This window comes from Mesorhizobium sp. M0954 (assembly GCF_040319155.1).
In the GTDB taxonomy this organism is placed as follows: domain Bacteria; phylum Pseudomonadota; class Alphaproteobacteria; order Rhizobiales; family Rhizobiaceae; genus Mesorhizobium.
In genome coordinates this window covers 143,157-160,543 of record NZ_JAMYNR010000013.1, presented here as the reverse complement: position 1 = coordinate 160,543, position 17,387 = coordinate 143,157, and the positions used below count along the sequence as shown (strand labels likewise).

18 protein-coding genes and 2 tRNA genes are annotated in these 17,387 nt (G+C 62.5%); 10 read left to right on the top strand and 10 right to left on the bottom strand.

Annotated features, from left to right (window positions below):
- Window positions 1-2 precede the first annotated feature (2 nt).
- The gene (locus NKH93_RS19510) at window positions 3-830 is read left to right on the top strand and encodes an alpha/beta fold hydrolase (RefSeq protein WP_352971460.1); all 828 of its coding nucleotides are present in this window, start codon (window positions 3-5) and stop codon (window positions 828-830) included.
- A 124-nt stretch (window positions 831-954) separates the two neighbouring features.
- On the opposite strand, the gene NKH93_RS19505 is transcribed toward NKH93_RS19510, so the two are convergent.
- Window positions 955-1,031, bottom strand: a tRNA-Pro gene (locus NKH93_RS19505).
- A 160-nt stretch (window positions 1,032-1,191) separates the two neighbouring features.
- Here NKH93_RS19505 and NKH93_RS19500 point away from each other — a divergent pair.
- The 3 genes from NKH93_RS19500 (at window position 1,192) to NKH93_RS19490 (ending at window position 2,904) form a co-directional block, all read left to right on the top strand.
- Window positions 1,192-1,497 carry an ETC complex I subunit gene (locus NKH93_RS19500; protein WP_023677641.1) on the top strand — a complete coding sequence of 102 codons (306 nt, stop codon included), beginning with the start codon at window positions 1,192-1,194 and terminating at the stop codon, window positions 1,495-1,497.
- Window positions 1,498-1,547: 50 nt separating this feature from the next.
- Window positions 1,548-1,624, top strand: a tRNA-Arg gene (locus NKH93_RS19495).
- 59 nt (window positions 1,625-1,683) lie between these two features.
- Window positions 1,684-2,904 carry an anion transporter gene (locus NKH93_RS19490; RefSeq protein WP_352569726.1) on the top strand — a complete coding sequence of 407 codons (1,221 nt, stop codon included), beginning with the start codon at window positions 1,684-1,686 and terminating at the stop codon, window positions 2,902-2,904.
- Between the two features lie 106 nt (window positions 2,905-3,010).
- Here the strand turns inward: NKH93_RS19490 and NKH93_RS19485 are convergent, their stop codons facing one another.
- From NKH93_RS19485 to NKH93_RS19470, 4 genes are all read right to left on the bottom strand, one after another.
- Entirely contained in the window at window positions 3,011-3,325 is a 315-nt protein-coding gene (locus NKH93_RS19485; RefSeq protein WP_352971458.1) for a cupredoxin domain-containing protein, read from the bottom strand.
- 11 nt (window positions 3,326-3,336) lie between these two features.
- On the bottom strand, window positions 3,337-3,861 hold the full coding sequence (locus NKH93_RS19480) for a DUF4142 domain-containing protein (RefSeq protein ID WP_352615724.1): 525 nt from the start codon (window positions 3,859-3,861) through the stop codon (window positions 3,337-3,339).
- Between the two features lie 104 nt (window positions 3,862-3,965).
- Complete coding sequence (locus tag NKH93_RS19475) at window positions 3,966-4,637, bottom strand: RNA polymerase sigma factor (protein ID WP_352820251.1); 672 nt, start codon at window positions 4,635-4,637, stop codon at window positions 3,966-3,968.
- Window positions 4,638-4,890: 253 nt separating this feature from the next.
- A complete protein-coding gene (locus tag NKH93_RS19470) occupies window positions 4,891-6,060 on the bottom strand; it encodes a cystathionine beta-lyase (RefSeq protein ID WP_352684961.1) in 1,170 nt (389 codons plus the stop codon).
- A gap of 427 nt (window positions 6,061-6,487) precedes the next feature.
- On the opposite strand from NKH93_RS19470, the gene NKH93_RS19465 reads away from it, so the two are divergent.
- The 5 genes from NKH93_RS19465 (at window position 6,488) to NKH93_RS19445 (ending at window position 12,920) form a co-directional block, all read left to right on the top strand.
- A complete protein-coding gene (locus NKH93_RS19465) occupies window positions 6,488-7,516 on the top strand; it encodes an amino acid ABC transporter substrate-binding protein (RefSeq protein ID WP_254820740.1) in 1,029 nt (342 codons plus the stop codon).
- A 63-nt stretch (window positions 7,517-7,579) separates the two neighbouring features.
- On the top strand, window positions 7,580-8,767 hold the full coding sequence (locus NKH93_RS19460; protein ID WP_352472636.1) for an amino acid ABC transporter permease: 1,188 nt from the start codon (window positions 7,580-7,582) through the stop codon (window positions 8,765-8,767).
- Between the two features lie 4 nt (window positions 8,768-8,771).
- Complete coding sequence (locus NKH93_RS19455) at window positions 8,772-9,929, top strand: amino acid ABC transporter permease (RefSeq protein ID WP_352820255.1); 1,158 nt, start codon at window positions 8,772-8,774, stop codon at window positions 9,927-9,929.
- A 69-nt stretch (window positions 9,930-9,998) separates the two neighbouring features.
- Window positions 9,999-10,748 (top strand): amino acid ABC transporter ATP-binding protein, encoded by a 750-nt coding sequence (locus tag NKH93_RS19450; protein WP_031212005.1) that lies wholly within the window; start codon window positions 9,999-10,001, stop codon window positions 10,746-10,748.
- 255 nt (window positions 10,749-11,003) lie between these two features.
- Window positions 11,004-12,920: a multicopper oxidase domain-containing protein gene (locus NKH93_RS19445; protein ID WP_352501894.1), complete on the top strand. Its 1,917-nt coding sequence runs from the start codon at window positions 11,004-11,006 to the stop codon at window positions 12,918-12,920.
- Between the two features lie 74 nt (window positions 12,921-12,994).
- Here NKH93_RS19445 and NKH93_RS19440 read toward each other — a convergent pair whose 3' ends face one another.
- Genes NKH93_RS19440 through NKH93_RS19430 form a run of 3 tightly spaced genes read right to left on the bottom strand, consistent with a single transcriptional unit; the run spans window position 12,995 to window position 15,021 of the window.
- Window positions 12,995-13,708, bottom strand: a complete 714-nt coding sequence (locus NKH93_RS19440) for a HoxN/HupN/NixA family nickel/cobalt transporter (protein ID WP_352971455.1) — start codon at window positions 13,706-13,708, stop codon at window positions 12,995-12,997.
- 30 nt (window positions 13,709-13,738) lie between these two features.
- A complete protein-coding gene (locus tag NKH93_RS19435; RefSeq protein WP_502896466.1) occupies window positions 13,739-14,761 on the bottom strand; it encodes a cation diffusion facilitator family transporter in 1,023 nt (340 codons plus the stop codon).
- On the bottom strand, window positions 14,758-15,021 hold the full coding sequence (locus NKH93_RS19430; RefSeq protein WP_352684955.1) for a metal-sensing transcriptional repressor: 264 nt from the start codon (window positions 15,019-15,021) through the stop codon (window positions 14,758-14,760). Before NKH93_RS19430 ends, NKH93_RS19435 begins: the two co-directional genes overlap by 4 nt.
- Window positions 15,022-15,124: 103 nt before the next feature.
- Here NKH93_RS19430 and NKH93_RS19425 point away from each other — a divergent pair, with 103 nt between their 5' ends.
- The gene (locus tag NKH93_RS19425; RefSeq protein WP_352472641.1) at window positions 15,125-15,796 is read left to right on the top strand and encodes a TIGR02117 family protein; all 672 of its coding nucleotides are present in this window, start codon (window positions 15,125-15,127) and stop codon (window positions 15,794-15,796) included.
- A 33-nt stretch (window positions 15,797-15,829) separates the two neighbouring features.
- Here NKH93_RS19425 and NKH93_RS19420 read toward each other — a convergent pair whose 3' ends face one another.
- Both NKH93_RS19420 and NKH93_RS19415 read right to left on the bottom strand, forming a co-directional pair.
- Window positions 15,830-17,047 (bottom strand): FAD-dependent monooxygenase, encoded by a 1,218-nt coding sequence (locus NKH93_RS19420; RefSeq protein WP_352971453.1) that lies wholly within the window; start codon window positions 17,045-17,047, stop codon window positions 15,830-15,832.
- Between the two features lie 19 nt (window positions 17,048-17,066).
- On the bottom strand, window positions 17,067-17,312 hold the full coding sequence (locus NKH93_RS19415; protein WP_254820632.1) for a zinc-finger domain-containing protein: 246 nt from the start codon (window positions 17,310-17,312) through the stop codon (window positions 17,067-17,069).
- Window positions 17,313-17,387 lie beyond the last annotated feature (75 nt).

Here is a 17,387-nt window from a genome sequence, read left to right as displayed (position 1 = left end):
CGATGAGCACATTCACCACCCATGACGGCACCGAGATTTTCTACAAGGATTGGGGCAAGGGCCAGCCGATCGTGTTCCATCACGGCTGGCCGCTGAGCTCAGACGACTGGGACAACCAGATGCTGTTCTTCCTCGAAAAGGGCTACCGCGTCATCGCCCATGACCGCCGCGGCCACGGCCGCTCGTCGCAGACCGCGACCGGCAACGACATGGACACCTACGCTGCCGACGTCGCGGCGCTGGCGGCGCATCTCGATCTCAGGGATGCGATCCACATCGGCCACTCGACCGGCGGCGGCGAGGTGGCGCGTTACGTCGCGCTTTATGGCAGCGGAGGCCGTGTTGCCAAGGCGGTGCTGATCGGCGCGGTGCCGCCGATCATGGTCAAGACCGATAGCAATCCGGGCGGCCTGCCGATCGAGGTCTTCGACGGCTTTCGCGCCGCTCTGGCCGCTAACCGCGCCCAGTTCTACAGGGATGTGCCGGCCGGCCCGTTTTACGGTTTTAACCGCGACGGCGCCAAGGTTTCGCCAGGGGCTATCGACAATTGGTGGCGCCAAGGCATGATGGGCGCAGCCAAGGCCCATTACGACTGTATCAAGGCGTTCTCGGAGACCGATTTCACCGACGACCTCAAGAAGATCGAGGTTCCGGTCCTGATCATGCATGGCGACGACGACCAGATCGTACCGATCGCCGATTCCGCGCTGCTTGCGGCCAAGCTGGTGAAGCACGGCACGCTCAAGGTCTACAAGGGCCTGCCGCACGGCATGTGCACCACCCACCCGGAGATCATCAATCCGGATCTGCTGGCCTTCATCCAGGGCTGACGGCTTGCATATCGGACGGGCAGCGCGGGCTCGTGCTGTCCGTCCGTCGCTTAAGCATGACCGGCGACGGCAGACACGCTCGAGCGTGATCCGCTTGCCCTGCCGACGAGATTTGCTTGATGAATGGTCGGAGTGGAGAGATTCGAACTCCCGACCCTCTGGTCCCAAACCAGATGCGCTACCAGGCTGCGCTACACTCCGAACGGTCTGTTGCCTAGTGATTTCAGCCCGCCAAAGCAAGCGTAAAAAGCCATCGGCCTTGCTGCCGGCGGCATTGCGCAGTAATGACGGGCTAGTGCATGGCCAGAGAACAGTAATGTGGTCTCGGGGTCGTGTGCTTGCAACCAGCAATGAGGTGGTCATGTCAGCCCGCATTTTCAGCCCAGCCAAAACCGCGATGCAGTCCGGCAAGGCCAAGACCGGCTATTGGGTGCTGGAATTCGATCCGGAGCAGCGCAAGAAGATCGATCCGCTGATGGGCTACACCACGTCCGGCGACATGCGAAGCCAGATCAGGCTGACCTTCGACACAAGAGAAGAGGCGGTCGCCTATGCCGAGAAGGAAGGGCTGGCTTTCCGCGTCGAGGAGCCGAAGGAAATCAAGCGCCGCCAGATTTCCTATGCGGAGAATTTCCGCTATGACCGCAGGACGCCCTGGACGCATTGATCCCATACCGGCCCTGCCGGCACAATCCGCCGGTCATGCGGCCGGCCAGCGGTCCCGTAGCTCAGCTGGATAGAGCACCGGCCTTCTAAGCCGATGGTCACAGGTTCGAATCCTGTCGGGATCGCCAATATTTTCAGGGTCCATTCCGGACAGGTTCACTCGCCAGTCGCACAGGATTTCCAACACATGACAGCGATGGGCGCGGCGGCACTGCTGATCCTGGTCCTGACCTATGCCGGCGTCGCCATCGGCAGGATACCCGGGCTGCGCCTCGACCGGGCAGGGATCGCGCTGCTCGGCGGTGCGGCGATGATCGCCATCGGCGCGCTCGACATGGAGGACGCCTACCGCGCCATCAGCTTCGACACCATCACGCTTCTGCTCGGCATGATGATCGTCGTGGCGCATCTTAAAGTGTCGGGCGCCTTTCGCGCGCTCGGCGGGTTCGCCATCGAGCATGCGCATGCGCCGTTCATGCTGCTGGTGATGGTGACGCTGTTGACCGGCGTCCTGTCGGCGTTCCTGGTCAACGACGCCATCTGCCTGGTCATGGCGCCGATCGTCGTCCATGTCACCCGCGTCATCAACCGCAATCCGGTTCCCTATCTGATCGCCACCGCCACGGCGTCCAATTGCGGCAGCGTCGCGACCATCACCGGCAATCCGCAGAATATGGTCATCGGCGCGCTGTCGGGGATTTCCTACCCGGCCTTTTCGGCGGCGCTGGCGCCGGTCGCGGCGTTCGGCCTCGTCGCCGTCATCGTCATCATCCGCATCGTCTACCGCGCCGAATTTTCGCGCAAGGCCGAGCTCAGCCCCGAAGTCTATCGCGGCCGCATGCTGCCGGGGCAGGTGGTGAAGGCGGTGGTCGTCTGTGTCGGTTTGGCGATCGCCTTCTTCGCCGGCGTTCCAGTCGCCAAGGCAGCGCTGATCGGCGGCGCCATTCTTCTTTTGACCCGCGCCATCAAACCTGAGCGCATCTATCGCGAGATCGATGGCCCGCTGCTGTTCATGTTCGCCGGGCTGTTCATCGTCGTCGCCGGGGCGGAGAAGACGCTGCTGACGCCCGACATCGTCGCCTCGGCAAAGGACCTCGGGCTGAATGATGTGTGGCGGCTGTCCGGCTTCACCGCAGTGCTATCCAACATCATGAGCAATGTCCCGGCCGTGCTGGCGCTGAAGCCGTTCGTGCCCGGACTGGAAAACCCCGAGCGGGCCTGGCTAGTCGTCGCCATGAGCTCGACGCTGGCCGGCAATTTCACGCTGCTCGGCTCGGTCGCCAATCTGATCGTTGCCGAGCACGCGCGGGTCTCCGGCAAACCGCTGGGCTTCATCGCCTTCTTCAAGGTCGGCCTGCCGTTGACCCTGGTCACGCTTCTTGTAGGGACGGCATGGCTGGCGGCCTAAAAGCGCGTCGCATTCGACCGGCCTCATGCGGCGCGCTTCAGGCTCTTTTTATGCATGTCGTTATCGCAAAACCGCTGCACACTTTTGCGCGGCATGCATCAGCCAGTCAGGGCGATGTCACCGTCAGATGGCCTCTCATGTTGGGATGGAAGCGGCAGAAATAATCGACCGATTCCGCCTTCTTCACCGTCAGGCTCGCCGCCTTCTTCGGCGGGATCATCACTTCCCAGGCGCCGTTGACGGTTGCCGTGTGGGCGAACACGTCCTTGTTCACCCACCTGATCGTGTCGCCGACCTTCGCCTCGATCTTTGCCGGCGAAAACACAAGCTTGTCGATCGTCACCTCGATGGTGTCGGCCTTGGCCAGCTGGGCACCCATGGCCAATGCCAGCGCAACCCACAGATGCCGCCCCGACGCCATTGGCCCGATCCTCACTTCAGCATGCCGGCGACGTGTTCGGCGTGCTGTTCGTGGCCCTGGAATATTTTCAGACCGGTTTCCAGCAGGCTCTTCAGCTCGGCATTGCTGGCCGACGGGATCAGCAGAGTTTCGAGCGCGCCATTGACCTGCTTGTGGTAGGCCACCTCGCTGGCGACATAGGCCTTGTCGAACGCCGCGCCCTTGAGCTTGGCAAGCTTGGCTCGTTCCTCGGCCGCCGCCTTGGTCAGCGCCTTGCTGGTCGGATTGTCCTCAGGCGTGACCTTGAGCTTCTTGACCAGGTCGAGAGCCTGTTTGTTGACCGCCTCGTGATCTCGCACCATGTCCTTGGCGAAATCCACGACCTCCTTGTTCTTCGATTTCTTCAGCGCCTGCTTGGCCGCCTCGACGTCAAGCACGCCTGCTGTGTAGGCGATATGTGCGATCTGCGGATCGGTCGGTTTGTCGGCAGCTTGCGACAAGGGCGCTGCGCTAAGCAGGAAAAATGCGGCCAGTGCCGTGGTCGATCGAATAAACATGATGCTCTCCTTCGCCCCGACGCGGAACTGCATCGGGCTTCGTTTTCAGTGATGCTCATTGGATGCAGGTCGCCGCCAAACGTTCCCGCGAAAATCGGCGCGACCTATCCGGAAAGACCAAGCCGCTGCATCACGGCATTGGTCAGCCGTTCGCAGCGCCGGCCCGCGAAGGGAAAGGCGTCGAGCAGCACCGGGCCGATCTGGTCGTCCAGCGCCTTGCGCACCAGCGCGCGGGCGCGGTGCAGCCGGGTCTTGATGGTTTCTGGTCGCACGCCAAGCAGTTCGGCGGTTTCTTCGATGCTCAATCCCTCGATGACGCGCGCCACGAACACCATCCGGTAGACATCGGGAAGACTGTCGGTTGCCCGTTCGACAAGCTCAAGGATCTGCCGTTGCGCCATCGTCCGCTCCGGATCGTCGCTCGGGTTGAGGGGAAACCGGATGATTTCGGCTTGCGGGTTTTCAGGCATCGCTACCATTCGCCGCCTTTTGCGCAAGCGGCCGAGCGCTTCGTTGATGACGATACGCGATAGCCACGTGGCGAGCGAGGCATCGCCGCGAAAGGCCTCGAGATGGGCAAAGGCGCTGACATAGGCCTCCTGGACGATGTCCTCGGCCTCGCTGTCGTTACGCACGACGCCTCGGGCGATGCGGTAGAGCCTTTGGTTGTGCGTCTTGATGATGGTGCGGAATGCATCGCTATCACGTGCCAGCGCGCGGCCGACAAGCTGCATGTCGCCGGAAGCGGCGGGCGTTGCCGTCAACGCAGCAGGCATGGCCGATCTCCTGATAGGCTTCTCATCGGACATTGGATGAATCGGCCGACAAAAGGTTCCCGACCGATCCGCCGGCCGGCCTCGATCCGTTTCAAGCGCCGGCAGAGGCTATTCTAACGCCTCCACCACACCGGCGTCTCTATTTTGTAGACGCCGTGTCATCGGCTGATCGGTCGCCATGACATCACTCAGGATCGCAATTTTTCCAAGCTGTTACGCCGATTTCCTGACTCAGCCTGGAAAGGTGCTTGGCTCAGGCCTGTGCGGCCGCCGCCAGCCCGCGCGCCAGGTCGGCCTTCAAATCCTCGACATCCTCGAGCCCGATCTGCAAGCGCACCAGCGGCCCGTCATACGGGCCCTTGGCGATTGTGCGGTCGCCAAGGAATACCGGCACGGCAAGGCTCTCATAGCCGCCCCAGGAATAGCCGAGGCCGAAAAACTTCAACGCGTCGAGGAAGGCGTGCTGCTGCTTCTGTCCGCCGCCCGCGAGAACGATCGAGAAGATGCCGCTCGATCCGCAAAAATCGCGCTTCCACATGGCGTGGTCGGGATGACTGGGCAGCCCGGGATGCAGCACCTGCGCTACGCCCGGCTGACCCTCGAGCCAGCCGGCGAGGGCAAGCGCGCTCTTTTGATGATGCTCCAGCCGCACACCCATCGTGCGCAGGCCGCGCAGCACCTGGTAGACGTCGTCAGGCCCGGCGCAGCAGCCCATCGTGTTGAACGTCTCGAAAAGCTGCTTCCAGCAGTCCGCATTGGCCGACACGGTGCCGAGCAGCACGTCGGAATGGCCGGCCGGGTATTTCGTCGCCGCGTGGATCGAGATGTCGACGCCATGGTCGAGCGGGCGAAAGTAGAGCGGCGTCGCCCAGGTGTTGTCCATCATGACGATGGCGCCGGCGGCATGCGCTGCCTTGGCGATGGCCGGTATGTCCTGCACCTCGAAGGTGTTGGAGGCCGGCGATTCGGTGAACACCACCTTGGTGTTGGGCTTGATCAGCGCCGCGATGCCGGCGCCGATGCGCGGTTCGTAATACTCGACCTCGATGCCCAGCCGCTTCAGCATCGTGTCGGCGAAATTGCGGGTCGGATGATAGACGGAATCGACGATCAGCAGATGATCGCCGGCCGACAGGAAGGCGAGCAGCGGCAGCACCACGGCCGCCAGGCCGGACGGCACCGCGACCGTGCCGGCGGAGCCTTCCAGCGCATCGATGGCGCTGGTCAGCGCATCGGTGGTCGGGGTGCCGCGCGTGCCGTAGGTGTATTTCTGGCTGCGCGCCGCCATTGTCGCCGCATTGGGATAGAGCACGGTCGAGGCATGCACCACCGGCGGATTGACGAAGCCGAAATAGTCATGCGGGTTGTTGCCGGAATGGGCGAGCCGTGTGTTGACGCCCATCTCGCTGTCGTCTTTTGCCATTGCTTTTCGTCCCATGGGTTGGTCGTTAGCCATAGTGCGGCGGCATTGGCCGCGCAACCGCACCGCACTCGCCAGGCCAAGGTCTTGAATATGCCAATTCAGCAACGAGCCGTGGACCTGCGGGAAGGCTGCCAAGTGCGCTTGGCAACTCACGGTCGGACTTTGCCGGCTTTATTGGCGCGCTGGCCGATTTGCGAGCGCGTTTGTCTGCAATTTCAGGCATTTCAGGCAGTTGGTTTTCAAAGTCTTTCGGATTTGGTCATTTCCCTTGACCTCACAGGAATAATCGCCTTCGATGTTGTTCGTGAATGGGAGGCAGCGCGTCGGTTACGATGCGGGATTCCGGTAATGGGCCGGGATACATAGCTGCGTTCACACGGGAAAAAGTCAGGTTCGCCTGGAAAAAACAGAAAAGGGTCTGTGGGTCATGAAACACATTGCAATCGGCGTTTTGGGCGCCGCCGCGTTTGGATTCGCGGCTTCGGCGGCTTCGGCGGCCACGCTCGACGATGTCAAAGCGAAGGGCTTCATCCAATGCGGCGTCTCGACCGGTCTGGCCGGCTTCTCGGCGCCGGACGACAAGGGTGAGTGGCAAGGCATCGACGCGGACTTCTGTCGCGCTGTGGCAGCCGCCGTGTTCGGCGATGGCACCAAGGTGAAGTTTACGCCGCTCAGCGCCAAGGAGCGGTTTACCGCTCTGCAGTCGGGCGAGATCGACATCCTGTCGCGCAATACCACCTGGACCATCAATCGCGACACCGCACTCGGCCTGAACTTCATCGGCACGACTTATTACGACGGCCAGGGCTTCATGATCAACGCCAAGAAGCTACCGGGCGTGAACTCGGCGCTGCAGCTTTCGGGCGCGGCGGTCTGCGTGCAGAGCGGCACCACGACCGAGCTCAACCTTGCCGACTATTTCAAGTCGAACAAGATGGAGTACAATCCTGTCGTCTTCGAAAAGCTGGAAGAGGTTAACGCCGCCTATGACGCCGGCCGCTGCGACGTATACACCACCGACCAGTCGGGCCTCTATGGCATCCGCCTGACGCTCGGTGCGCCGGCCGACCACGTCGTGTTGCCCGAGATCATCTCCAAGGAACCGCTTGGGCCGGCCGTACGCCAGGGCGACGACCAATGGTACCACATCGTCAAGTGGACCTATTTCGCGTTGCTCGACGCCGAGGAACTCGGCATCACCAAGGCCAATGTCGACGAGATGAAGAACTCGGACAGTCCAGAGATCAAGCGCGTGCTCGGCCAGGAAGCCGACACCAAGATCGGCACCGATCTCGGCGTCTCTAACGACTGGGTCGTCAACATCGTCAAGGCCGTCGGCAATTACGGCGAGATGTTCGAGCGTAATGTCGGCTCGGGCAGCCCGCTGAAGATCGCGCGCGGCATCAACGCGCTGTGGACCAAGGGTGGCCTGCAGTACGCTCCGCCGATCCGCTGATCGAAAATGGATCCGGAAGGCAGATCGTCTGCCTTCCGGTCTCTCTTTCCAGGGGACTGTCGAATGGCATCGCAGGAAGTTCTTCGCGAGGAGCCAAGCCGCGGTTCCTTCATCAATGATCCTCGTGTCCGCGGAATATTCTTTCAAGCGCTGGTCCTCGTCCTGCTGGTAGCGGGGGTCTGGTGGGTTACCCACAACGTCATCGTCAATCTGACGCGCTTGCACATCGCTTCCGGCTTTGGCTTCCTCAGGGGCCGCGCCGGCTTCGACATCAGCGAAAGCGCGATCGCATATTCGTCGGATTCGACCTATTTCCGAGCCATCCTGGTTGGCTTCATCAACACCGTGATCGTTGCCGTCGTCGGCATCATCACCGCCACCATTATCGGTTTCATCGTCGGCATCGGCCGGCTTTCGCGCAACTGGCTGATCAGGAAGATCTGCACGGTCTATGTCGAGGTCTTCCGCAACATCCCGCCGCTGCTGGTCATCTTCTTCTGGTATTCCGGCGTGCTCGCCGTGCTGCCGCCGCCGCGCGAGAGCATTAATTTGCCGTTCGGCTCCTTTCTCAACCAGCGCGGCTTCTATTTTCCGCGCGCTGTCTGGGGCGAGGGCTCCTGGCTGATCCTGGTCGCCCTGCTCCTCGCCCTTGCCATGGCCTGGTTCGTCGCCCGCAAGGCGCGGCAGCGGCAGATGGCGACGGGTCAGCCGTTCCCGGTGCTGTGGACATCCATAGCGTTGATCGTCGGCCTGCCGCTGCTGGCCTACGCGCTGAGCGGCTTTCCTCTGACCTTCGAATTCCCGAAACAATCGACTTTCAACCTGGTCGGTGGCTTTCAGGTCAGACCAGAGTTCCTGTCACTCTATCTGGCGTTGTCCTGCTATACGGCCGCCTTCATCGCCGAGATCGTGCGCGCCGGCATCAGGGGCGTCAGCACGGGCCAGACCGAGGCGGCCGCGGCACTCGGGCTGCGCTCGGGATCGATCCTCAGGCTTGTCGTCGTGCCGCAGGCGATGCGCATCGTTATTCCGCCGCTGACCAGCCAGTATCTGAACTTGACCAAGAACTCTTCACTCGCCATCGCCATCGGCTATCCGGACCTGACGGCGACTGCCGGCACTGTCTTGAACCAGACCGGGCAGGCGGTTGAAGGCGTGGTGATCATGATGGCTGTCTATCTCGCGCTCAGCCTGATCACGTCGGCGATCATGAACGTCGTCAATGCCAGGATGGCGCTGGTGGAGAGGTAGAGCCATGCAGGAACACGACATGTCCTGGGTGCGGACGGAGATGGCGCTGGCCCAACCGGCGCCGTCGAGCGAGCGTGGCCTCACCGCCTGGATCCGCAAGAACCTGATTGCCACCACGGGCGACACCATTCTCACCATCGTTGGCATCGCGCTGGTCGCTGTGATCCTGCCCCAAATCATCAATTGGGCCTTCATCAACGCCCAGTGGACCGGACCGGACCGCTCGGTCTGCGCCACCGTGGCGCAAGGCGGCATCCAGCCGGATGGCTGGACCGGTGCTTGCTGGGCATTCGTCAACGCCAAGTTCGGCCAGTTCATGTTCGGCACCTATCCTATCGAGGAGCGTTGGCGGCCGATCGTGGTGGCCATCCTGTTCGTGGCACTGCTGGTGCCGTTGCTCATTCCGCGCGTGCCGCGCAAGGGGCTGAATGCCATTCTTCTCTTTTTTGTACTGCCGGTCGCCGCCTTCGTTCTGCTGGTCGGCGGCATGTTCGGCCTGCCGCATGTCGAGACGTCGCGTTGGGGTGGACTGCTGGTGACGCTCAGCCTGTCGTTCGTCGGCATTGCCGTGTCGCTGCCGATCGGCATCGTGCTGGCGCTCGGCCGGCGCTCGAACATGCCGATCGTCAAGCTGCTGTGCGTGATCTTCATCGAGACGGTACGCGGCATCCCGCTGATTACGGTGCTGTTCTTTGCCAGCGTGATGCTGCCGCTGTTCCTGCCGGCCGGCGTCAGCTTCGACAAGTTCCTGCGCGCGCTGATCGGCGTGTCGCTGTTTGCCGCCGCCTACATGGCCGAAGTGGTGCGCGGCGGCCTGCAGGCGATCCCCAAAGGCCAGTATGAGGGCGCCGATTCGCTCGGTCTCAGCTACTGGCAGAAGATGGGCCTGGTCGTCATGCCGCAGGCGCTGAAGCTGGTCATTCCCGGCATCGTCAACACCTTCATCGGCATGTTCAAGGACACCAGCCTGGTCATCGTCATCTCGATGTTCGACCTCCTCGGCATCGTCAAGCAGAACTTCTCCGACGCCAATTGGGCGACGCCACAGACGGCCAGATCCGGCCTGGTGTTCGCGGCGTTCATCTTCTGGCTGTTCTGCTTCGGCATGTCGCGCTATTCAATGTACACGGAACGCCGTCTCGACACCGGCCACAAACGCTAAAAAGGGGACCTTGTCATGGCCATAGAAAACGCCGTCAGCGCGGAAGAGATCAAGGTCAATGCCGCCAAGATGCACATTTCCACCACCGATGTCGCCATCGACATCATCGCCATGCACAAATGGTACGGCGAATTCCATGTGCTGAAGGACATCAATCTAAAGGTGATGCGCGGCGAGCGGATCGTCATCTGCGGCCCGTCGGGCTCCGGCAAATCGACGATGATCCGCTGCATCAACCGGCTGGAGGAACACCAGAAGGGCAAGATCATAGTCGACGGCAAGGAACTGACCAACGATCTGAAGAAGATCGACGAGGTGCGTCGCGAGGTCGGCATGGTGTTCCAGCACTTCAACCTGTTCCCGCATCTGACCATTCTGGAAAATTGCACGCTGGCGCCGATCTGGGTGCGCAAGATGCCGCGGAAACAGGCCGAGGAAATCGCCATGCATTTCCTCAAGCGCGTCAAGATCCCGGAACAGGCCAACAAATATCCCGGCCAGCTTTCCGGCGGGCAGCAACAGCGCGTGGCGATCGCCCGCTCGCTGTGCATGAACCCGCGCATCATGCTGTTCGATGAGCCGACCTCGGCTCTCGATCCGGAAATGATCAAGGAAGTGCTGGAGACGATGGTCGGGCTGGCCGAGGAAGGCATGACCATGCTCTGCGTCACCCACGAAATGGGCTTTGCGCGCAAAGTCGCCAATCGGGTGATCTTCATGGATCAGGGTCAGATCGTCGAGCAGAACACGCCGGCCGAGTTCTTCGACCACCCGCGCCATGAGCGCACGAAGCTGTTCCTGTCGCAGATCCTGCACTGATCCTTACTCCGGTTCGGGACAAGACCGGCGGATCACGCCTCTCTGTCTTGCTGGCTTCGCGCGTATTCGGCGAGCGCTGACCGTGCGCTACGCGAGAAGATAGCAAGCGTGCTTCAGGCCGTTCGAGTGGTCACGTTGCAACCTGGTAACTAGCGCCGGCACGGATCATAAGCGCGCCGGCTGCGTTCATTGCCATTGGGAGTTGTATAACGAGCCGCGTGGGCGCGTGCGGCGGCAGGTCACGGGTTCATCCTGATGCTCATCCAACCGATCGATTATTTCCTCGTCGTCTGGTTCGCGCTGGCGCTGGCTTCGACGCTTTACGTCGGCTTCGACCAATATCGCAACAATCCCGAGCCGGTGGTGATGAAATGGGGCTTCATCCTGGTCACCCTCTATATGGGTCCGCTCGGCTTGCTGCTCTACGTGCTCGCCGACAAGGAGCCCCGGCCGGGCGATCATGAACTCTTCACCCGGCCGCTCTGGAAGCAGGGCGTCGGCTCCACCATCCACTGCGTCGCCGGCGATGCCACCGGCATCATTCTTGCCGCCGCCGTCACGGCGGCGCTCGGCCTGCCGATGTGGATCGACCTGATCGTCGAATATCTCGCCGGCTTTGCCTTCGGCCTGTTCATCTTCCAGTCGCTGTTCATGAAATCGATGATGGGCGGCACCTATTGGGAAAACGTACGCAAGAGCTTCCTGCCCGAGTTCATCTCCATGAACTTCATGATGGCCGGCATGGCGCCGGTCATGAGCTTCCTGATGATGGGCCGCGACATGCGCGCGATGGAACCGACGGAGCTGCTGTTCTGGGGCGTGATGTCGATCGGCGTCATCGCCGGTTTTGCGCTTGCCTATCCGGCCAATGTCTGGCTGGTCGCCCGGGGGCTGAAGCATGGGCTGATGACGCAGCGTGCGCAGGCAGCCGGCATCGATGTCCGGGAGCAGCCTGCCACGAGGCAACATGCGCAGATACAAATGCAGCAGGCCGACGCCAGCGGCCATCGCGGGCAGCACCACGATATGGTTTCCCACAAAGGCAAAGGCGGCGGCCATCACATGGAGACGGATGCCACGACGCCGCAGGTCGCTGCCCTGGGTGCCGTCTCCCTGCTGGCGCTCGCCATCGGCATGGTCGCGCCGGCGAACTGGCTGAACCTGACGCTGTCGGCACGCGACGTCGGCGGGGTGATCATGCCGCGAGGCATGATCATGGATCGCGACACGCCAGCCGATACAATGCGCGACATGGCGGCTACCGATCCACGCCTCGTGGCCGCCTCTTATGGCCTGACGGCAAGGGGCGACCAGGAACTGCCGTTTCGGATGGAGAACGGCATCAAGGTGTTCGAGCTCAGGCCTTCAGTGGTCCGCTGGCAGATCCTGCCGGACGTCGCGGTCGACGCCTATGCCTATAACGGCCAGATTCCCGGTCCGCGAATTCATATTCGCCAGGGCGATCGGGTCAGGATCAACGTCACCAACGGCCTGCCTGAGGAAACGACGGTGCATTGGCATGGCTTGATCCTGCCGAACCAGATGGATGGGCCGGCCGAGATCACGCAGCCGCCGATCGAGCCCGGGCAATCCTATTCATACGAATTCACCGCGACCCAGCACGGAACCTATTTCTATCACCCCCATGCCAAGCCGGACCGGACCCAGGCGCTCGGCCTCTACGGTGCGCTGATCATCGATCCCGCCAATCCCGCCGACGAGGTCGCGGCCGACCATGATTACGTCATCGAGCTTCAGGAATGGCTGGTGCGGGAAGGGCTGACCTACCCGTCGATGCCGATGGATGGCGGCATGCCGAATTTCTTCACCATCAACGGCAAGGCCTATCCCTCGACCGAGACGATCCCGATGAAGGTCGGCGAGACGCTCAAGGTGCGGTTCATCGGCACCAACAACGGCTTCATCCATCCGATGCATATCCATGGCGGACCGTTCGAGGTCGTTGCCCGCGACGGCGAGACGGTCCCCGCTTCGGGTCGTTTCCTTGCCGATACGATCAACGTCGGGCCGGGTCAGCGCTACGACGTAATCTGGAAGGCGCAGCGTCCGGGCAAATGGCTGATCCATTGCCACATCCCGCATCACACCACGAACAACAATGTCGAGGAAAAGGGCGGCGGCGGGCTGATGGTCGTGATCGATGTGACATGACCGGCGTCGCCTAGGCTCGTTCCAGCCGGTGCACCGGCCCGGACGCCATGCAGTGGCTGGGGCCAAATTTTCTCTCAAGCTGAGGTGATCTGCCAGACAGCGACGCCGGCAAGGGCGAGACCGGCGGCGCCCTCGATGGCCCGGGAGATGGTTTCGAACAGGCGTGGCTGGCGCGCGAAAAACTGTACAAGCCGTTCCCGAAACACGATCGACAACACGGCGACGCAGGACAGCGTCAGCGCCACGCCGACCATCATTGTGATGGCAAACAGGACGCCCGCTGCCGGAACACCCCTGGACATCGCGAAAGTCATCGCGAAAAGCGTAAGCGGACATGGGATCAGGCCTGCCATGACGCCGACAGCCTCGCCCTCGTGCCTGTGGTGATGGCTGTGGCTCAAAGCGCGCCAGAGCATCCAGATGCCAATGAGGCCGAGCAGCCCGCGACTGGTGTGCTCCAGAAGCGGAGCGCGGCCGACGCTGCCCAATGCTATTGAGACCAGTGGCAGCGAGAGAGCCGCAATCAGAACGGCAATCGTCACATGCGTGAACGATAGCGTGATAGATACGAGCAGACCACGCGAGACCTTCGCATCCGAACCGGCAAGATAAGTCGCCAGGACGGCCTTGCTGTGCCCCGGCGTCAGCGCATGGGCAGCCCCGAACAGGACGCCCATCGGCAGGAAGGCCATGAACGCCAGCCAATTGCCTCCGGCCGCAAGCAGCTTGATCTGTTCGCCGAGCGTCAGATAGATCGTGCGCTGAAATTCGACGAGCGTCTGGAACATCGGGCGAGACTAGCAGAAAATCGGCGAGCGTCAGTGCATGTGGCCGTGGTCATGCGTGTGCTCGTGAGGATGGCCGTTCTCTCCACGTTCCGTTGAAAACCGCACATTCGCCTCAGCCAGGGCGGGCATATGCTGGGATAGTTCGTCCTTCAGCGCTGCGGCGATCTTGTTGGCCGCCGACAGCGGCAGGGTTTCGTCCGCGGCAATTGCGATGTCGGCGTGCAATCTATGACCGATCCAGCGCGCCTTGGCATCGACAATGCGCGCGCCCGGAACATGCTCGGCGGCATGTCGGATTTCGTCTATCACACCGGGTTCGATTCCATCCAGCATGCGGGTCAGCACCGAGCGGGCCGATTGCCAGACGATACCGAAGATCGCAATCGTGATCAGCAGGCCGACGATCGGATCGGCCAAGGAAAAGCCAAACCAGACGCCGATGGCTCCGATGACCACGGCAAGGCTGGTAAGTCCATCTGTGCGGGCGTGGTAGCCGTCGGCAATCAGTGCCGCGCTGTTGATTTCGCGGCCGACGCGGATACGGAACACGGCAACCGCCTCGTTGCCGAGGAAGCCGACAATGCCCGCCGCAGTCAGCCAGCCCAGGTGTGTCACCGCTTGTGGATTGATCAGCCTGTCGACGGCTTGGTAGGCAGCGACTACAGCGCTGAACAGGATGATGAGCACGATGATGATGCCGGCCAGATCCTCGACCCGGCCCAAGCCATACGTGAAGATCCGCGACGGCTTGCGCCGCGCCAGAACGAACGCAATCCAGAGCGGGATCGCCGTGGTCGCGTCGCCGATGTTATGGATCGTGTCGGCCAGCAATGCCACGCTCCCCGACAACGCAACCACGACCATCTGCAATGCCGCGGTGATGGCCAGGATCACGAACGACCATTTGATTGCCCAGATGCCCCGGTCGGTGGTGGCAATTGTCGCGTCGATGACGCCATGGCTGTGACCGTGCGGACCGTGATCGCCGTGATGATGTGCGGCGTGCGAGCCGAACCCGAGCCAGTCCAGAATGCGGGCTACGATGGCATTCATAGATACTTCGCCAGCTGCTTGAGTTCCGCCAGCGAGTTGCCGCCGGTTTCGACGCTGTCGGTCAGGCAATGCTCGATGTGATCGTTGATCAGCTCGCGCTTGGCGCTGCCGATGGCCCTTTCGACGGCATGAAGCTGCTGCGCCAGGTCAACGCAAGGGCGATGCGCCTCGATCATCGCCAACACCGCCGCAAGGTGGCCCTGCGCGCGCTTCAGGCGCTTTATGATGGAAGGATGCGAGGCGTGGAGGTGATCTGACATGCTTGAGCATATCCTCCCGGGGAGGATATGCTCAAGCTCTAAGTCAGCGGCGCAACTTTCGGAGAGGCTTCACCTTGAGCATTGCTTGTTCTATGCCTTTCCCATGAAGAAGCTTGCCCGTTTTCTTGGCCTGCTGGTCGTTGCAGCAGTCCTTGCAGTGGCGCTGGGCACGCTGCTGCCGCGCCCGCTCTGGCCGGCGGCCGTTGCCGATCCGATCGGCACAAGCCGCCGTATCCTGGTGCTGCAAAATCCGATCCACACCGACATCGCCATCCCGGTCGACGACGTTGTGCGCCGGCGCTTCCATTTCCTGGTCGATGCCGGCATTCCCGCCGACATGACGGAGGTCCGCTACATCGTCTTCGGCTGGGGCGGCCGCGCCTTCTATCTCGAGACGCCGACCTGGTCGGAACTGAAGGCAGTGCCGGTGATGAAGGCGCTGACCGTCGATGCCTCGGTGATGCACGTCGACATTTCAGGCGAAATCGCCGAGCCGCATCCCGACGTCGCCGGCTTCGACATCGGCGAGGAGCGGTTTACGGCGCTGCTCGATTACATTGCGGGAAGCTTCCGGCAGGGACCGAACGGGGCCATGCCGATCGAGAATGCGGCGTATTCCCGTTTCGATCGTTTCTTCGAAGGCAATGGCCGTTTCAACGCGCTGGTCGGCTGCAACACCTGGGCGGCGGCGGCACTGCGCATCGCCGGGCTGCGCACCGGCTGGTGGAACCCGCTGCCGGCATCGCTCGGCCTGTCGATGCGGCTTTACAATTGACAAGGCGCCGATGACTTAGGACCGCCGAACGTCCTACGCCCGCCAGCCGTAGAGCCAGTCGAGATCGGCGGCGAGCTTTTCGGGTGAGCGCATCGCCAGGAACAGGTTGCGGGCCATCGCCACCGGCCCGGCCGCATGCCAGGCGACGCGATTGACGGCGCCGCGACGGGCGACCTGGGCGACGCGCGGCCGCCGCGCCTGTTCCCAGGCGACAAGCGCGCTGCTGAGATCGGCGGGCGAGGTGGCAACGAAACCGGCAAGGGTTACCGCGTCTTCGATCGCCATCGCCGCGCCCTGTGCGGCAAACGGCGTCATCGCGTGCGCCGCATCGCCGGTCAGCGCGATGCCTTCCGGCGTCGTCCACCGCCGCTGCTCGACTATGTGGATCGGCCATGCCGTCCACGGCGCGGCCTCGTTCGCCAGGCGGACCAGCGCCGGCGCGGCGCCACGCATGGCGCTGGCGAGGATGGCGGGGTCGGCATGCCCTGACCAGCCCTCGGCGATGCGCTTGCCCTTGGTGAAGGCCGCGAGGTTGAAGACAGTGCCACGGCTGACCGGATAGGCGACCATATGGAAGCCTGGATGGAGGAATGCGGTAACGCAATCGGGCGCACCGATCGCCCTGAAGGCTTGTCCGGCAAGGCTGTCCGCGGCCACCGTGGCGCGCCAGGCAAGCTCGCCCGAGAATCGGCTTCTGCCGAATTCGGCCGCCTTGCGGGCCAGTTTTTCTCGCACCGACGACCAGACGCCATCGGCTCCGACCAGCAACGATGCTTCGGTTTCGATGGTCGTGCCGGCAATCTCGACTGTTGCGGTGATGCCATTCGGTCCGGTTGCGACGCCGCCGACGCGGGCACCGGTGACAAGCTCGATCTCGGGCCGCTCGGCTATCCGCTGCATCAGCGCTGACTGCAGATCCGCGCGGTGGGCAACGAGATAGGGCGCTCCCCAGCGCGTTTCGGCCGCCTGGCCAAGCGGTACGCGCGCCAGCTTGCGCAGCGTGGCGGCATCCTTGAGCACGACCGCCTCCGGGCGCACCGACGTCGGCAGCAGCCGATCGAGTACGCCGAGCTGCCGTAGGATGCGCGTCGCGTTGGGCGAAAGCTGGATACCGGCGCCGGCAGCCTCGAGGTGCTGCGCCTGTTCGAACAGTTTTACCCGATAGCCGCGCTCGGCGAAGGCCAGTGCCGCGGTCAGCCCGGCGACGCCCGCCCCGGCGATGACCACCTGCCGGGACTGCGTTTCCTGCATCAGGCTTGTCGCGGAAGAATCAGGCGGCCTGGTCGATATAGAGGCAGCCCGGCGGCTGCGTTTCCAATGCCTTCAGTTTCGGCGAATAGCGATAGAGCGTCGAGCAATAGGGGCAGACCTTTTCATTGTCGTCGCCCATGTCGAGAAATACATGCGGATGGTCGAAAGGCGGATTGGCGCCGGTGCACATGAATTCCTTGACGCCGATGTCGATTGCCGGATAGCCCGCATCGTTCTGGAAATGGGGAATGGAACCGCCTGCCATCGTCGTCTCCTGATCTTGTCGATTGCATCTGGATCATAACCCGTCTCTTTGCAAGATCGATGAAATGAAACTGTC

Bases quoted from the DNA above. Each gene is read 5' to 3' on its own strand.
- NKH93_RS19490 (WP_352569726.1), top strand. From the start codon at position 1,684: ATGACAGCGATGGGCGCGGCGGCACTGCTGATCCTGGTCCTGACCTAT.
- NKH93_RS19500 (WP_023677641.1), top strand. From the start codon at position 1,192: ATGTCAGCCCGCATTTTCAGCCCAGCCAAAACCGCGATGCAGTCCGGC.
- NKH93_RS19470 (WP_352684961.1), bottom strand. From the start codon at position 6,060: ATGGCAAAAGACGACAGCGAGATGGGCGTCAACACACGGCTCGCCCAT.
- NKH93_RS19510 (WP_352971460.1), top strand. From the start codon at position 3: ATGAGCACATTCACCACCCATGACGGCACCGAGATTTTCTACAAGGAT.
- NKH93_RS19440 (WP_352971455.1), bottom strand. From the start codon at position 13,708: ATGTTCCAGACGCTCGTCGAATTTCAGCGCACGATCTATCTGACGCTC.
- NKH93_RS19435 (WP_502896466.1), bottom strand. From the start codon at position 14,761: ATGAATGCCATCGTAGCCCGCATTCTGGACTGGCTCGGGTTCGGCTCG.
- NKH93_RS19450 (WP_031212005.1), top strand. From the start codon at position 9,999: ATGCACATTTCCACCACCGATGTCGCCATCGACATCATCGCCATGCAC.
- NKH93_RS19460 (WP_352472636.1), top strand. From the start codon at position 7,580: ATGGCATCGCAGGAAGTTCTTCGCGAGGAGCCAAGCCGCGGTTCCTTC.
- NKH93_RS19445 (WP_352501894.1), top strand. From the start codon at position 11,004: ATGCTCATCCAACCGATCGATTATTTCCTCGTCGTCTGGTTCGCGCTG.
- NKH93_RS19455 (WP_352820255.1), top strand. From the start codon at position 8,772: ATGCAGGAACACGACATGTCCTGGGTGCGGACGGAGATGGCGCTGGCC.
- NKH93_RS19430 (WP_352684955.1), bottom strand. From the start codon at position 15,021: ATGTCAGATCACCTCCACGCCTCGCATCCTTCCATCATAAAGCGCCTG.
- NKH93_RS19420 (WP_352971453.1), bottom strand. From the start codon at position 17,047: ATGCAGGAAACGCAGTCCCGGCAGGTGGTCATCGCCGGGGCGGGCGTC.
- NKH93_RS19485 (WP_352971458.1), bottom strand. From the start codon at position 3,325: ATGGCGTCGGGGCGGCATCTGTGGGTTGCGCTGGCATTGGCCATGGGT.
- NKH93_RS19415 (WP_254820632.1), bottom strand. From the start codon at position 17,312: ATGGCAGGCGGTTCCATTCCCCATTTCCAGAACGATGCGGGCTATCCG.
- NKH93_RS19475 (WP_352820251.1), bottom strand. From the start codon at position 4,637: ATGCCTGCTGCGTTGACGGCAACGCCCGCCGCTTCCGGCGACATGCAG.
- NKH93_RS19425 (WP_352472641.1), top strand. From the start codon at position 15,125: ATGAAGAAGCTTGCCCGTTTTCTTGGCCTGCTGGTCGTTGCAGCAGTC.
- NKH93_RS19465 (WP_254820740.1), top strand. From the start codon at position 6,488: ATGAAACACATTGCAATCGGCGTTTTGGGCGCCGCCGCGTTTGGATTC.
- NKH93_RS19480 (WP_352615724.1), bottom strand. From the start codon at position 3,861: ATGTTTATTCGATCGACCACGGCACTGGCCGCATTTTTCCTGCTTAGC.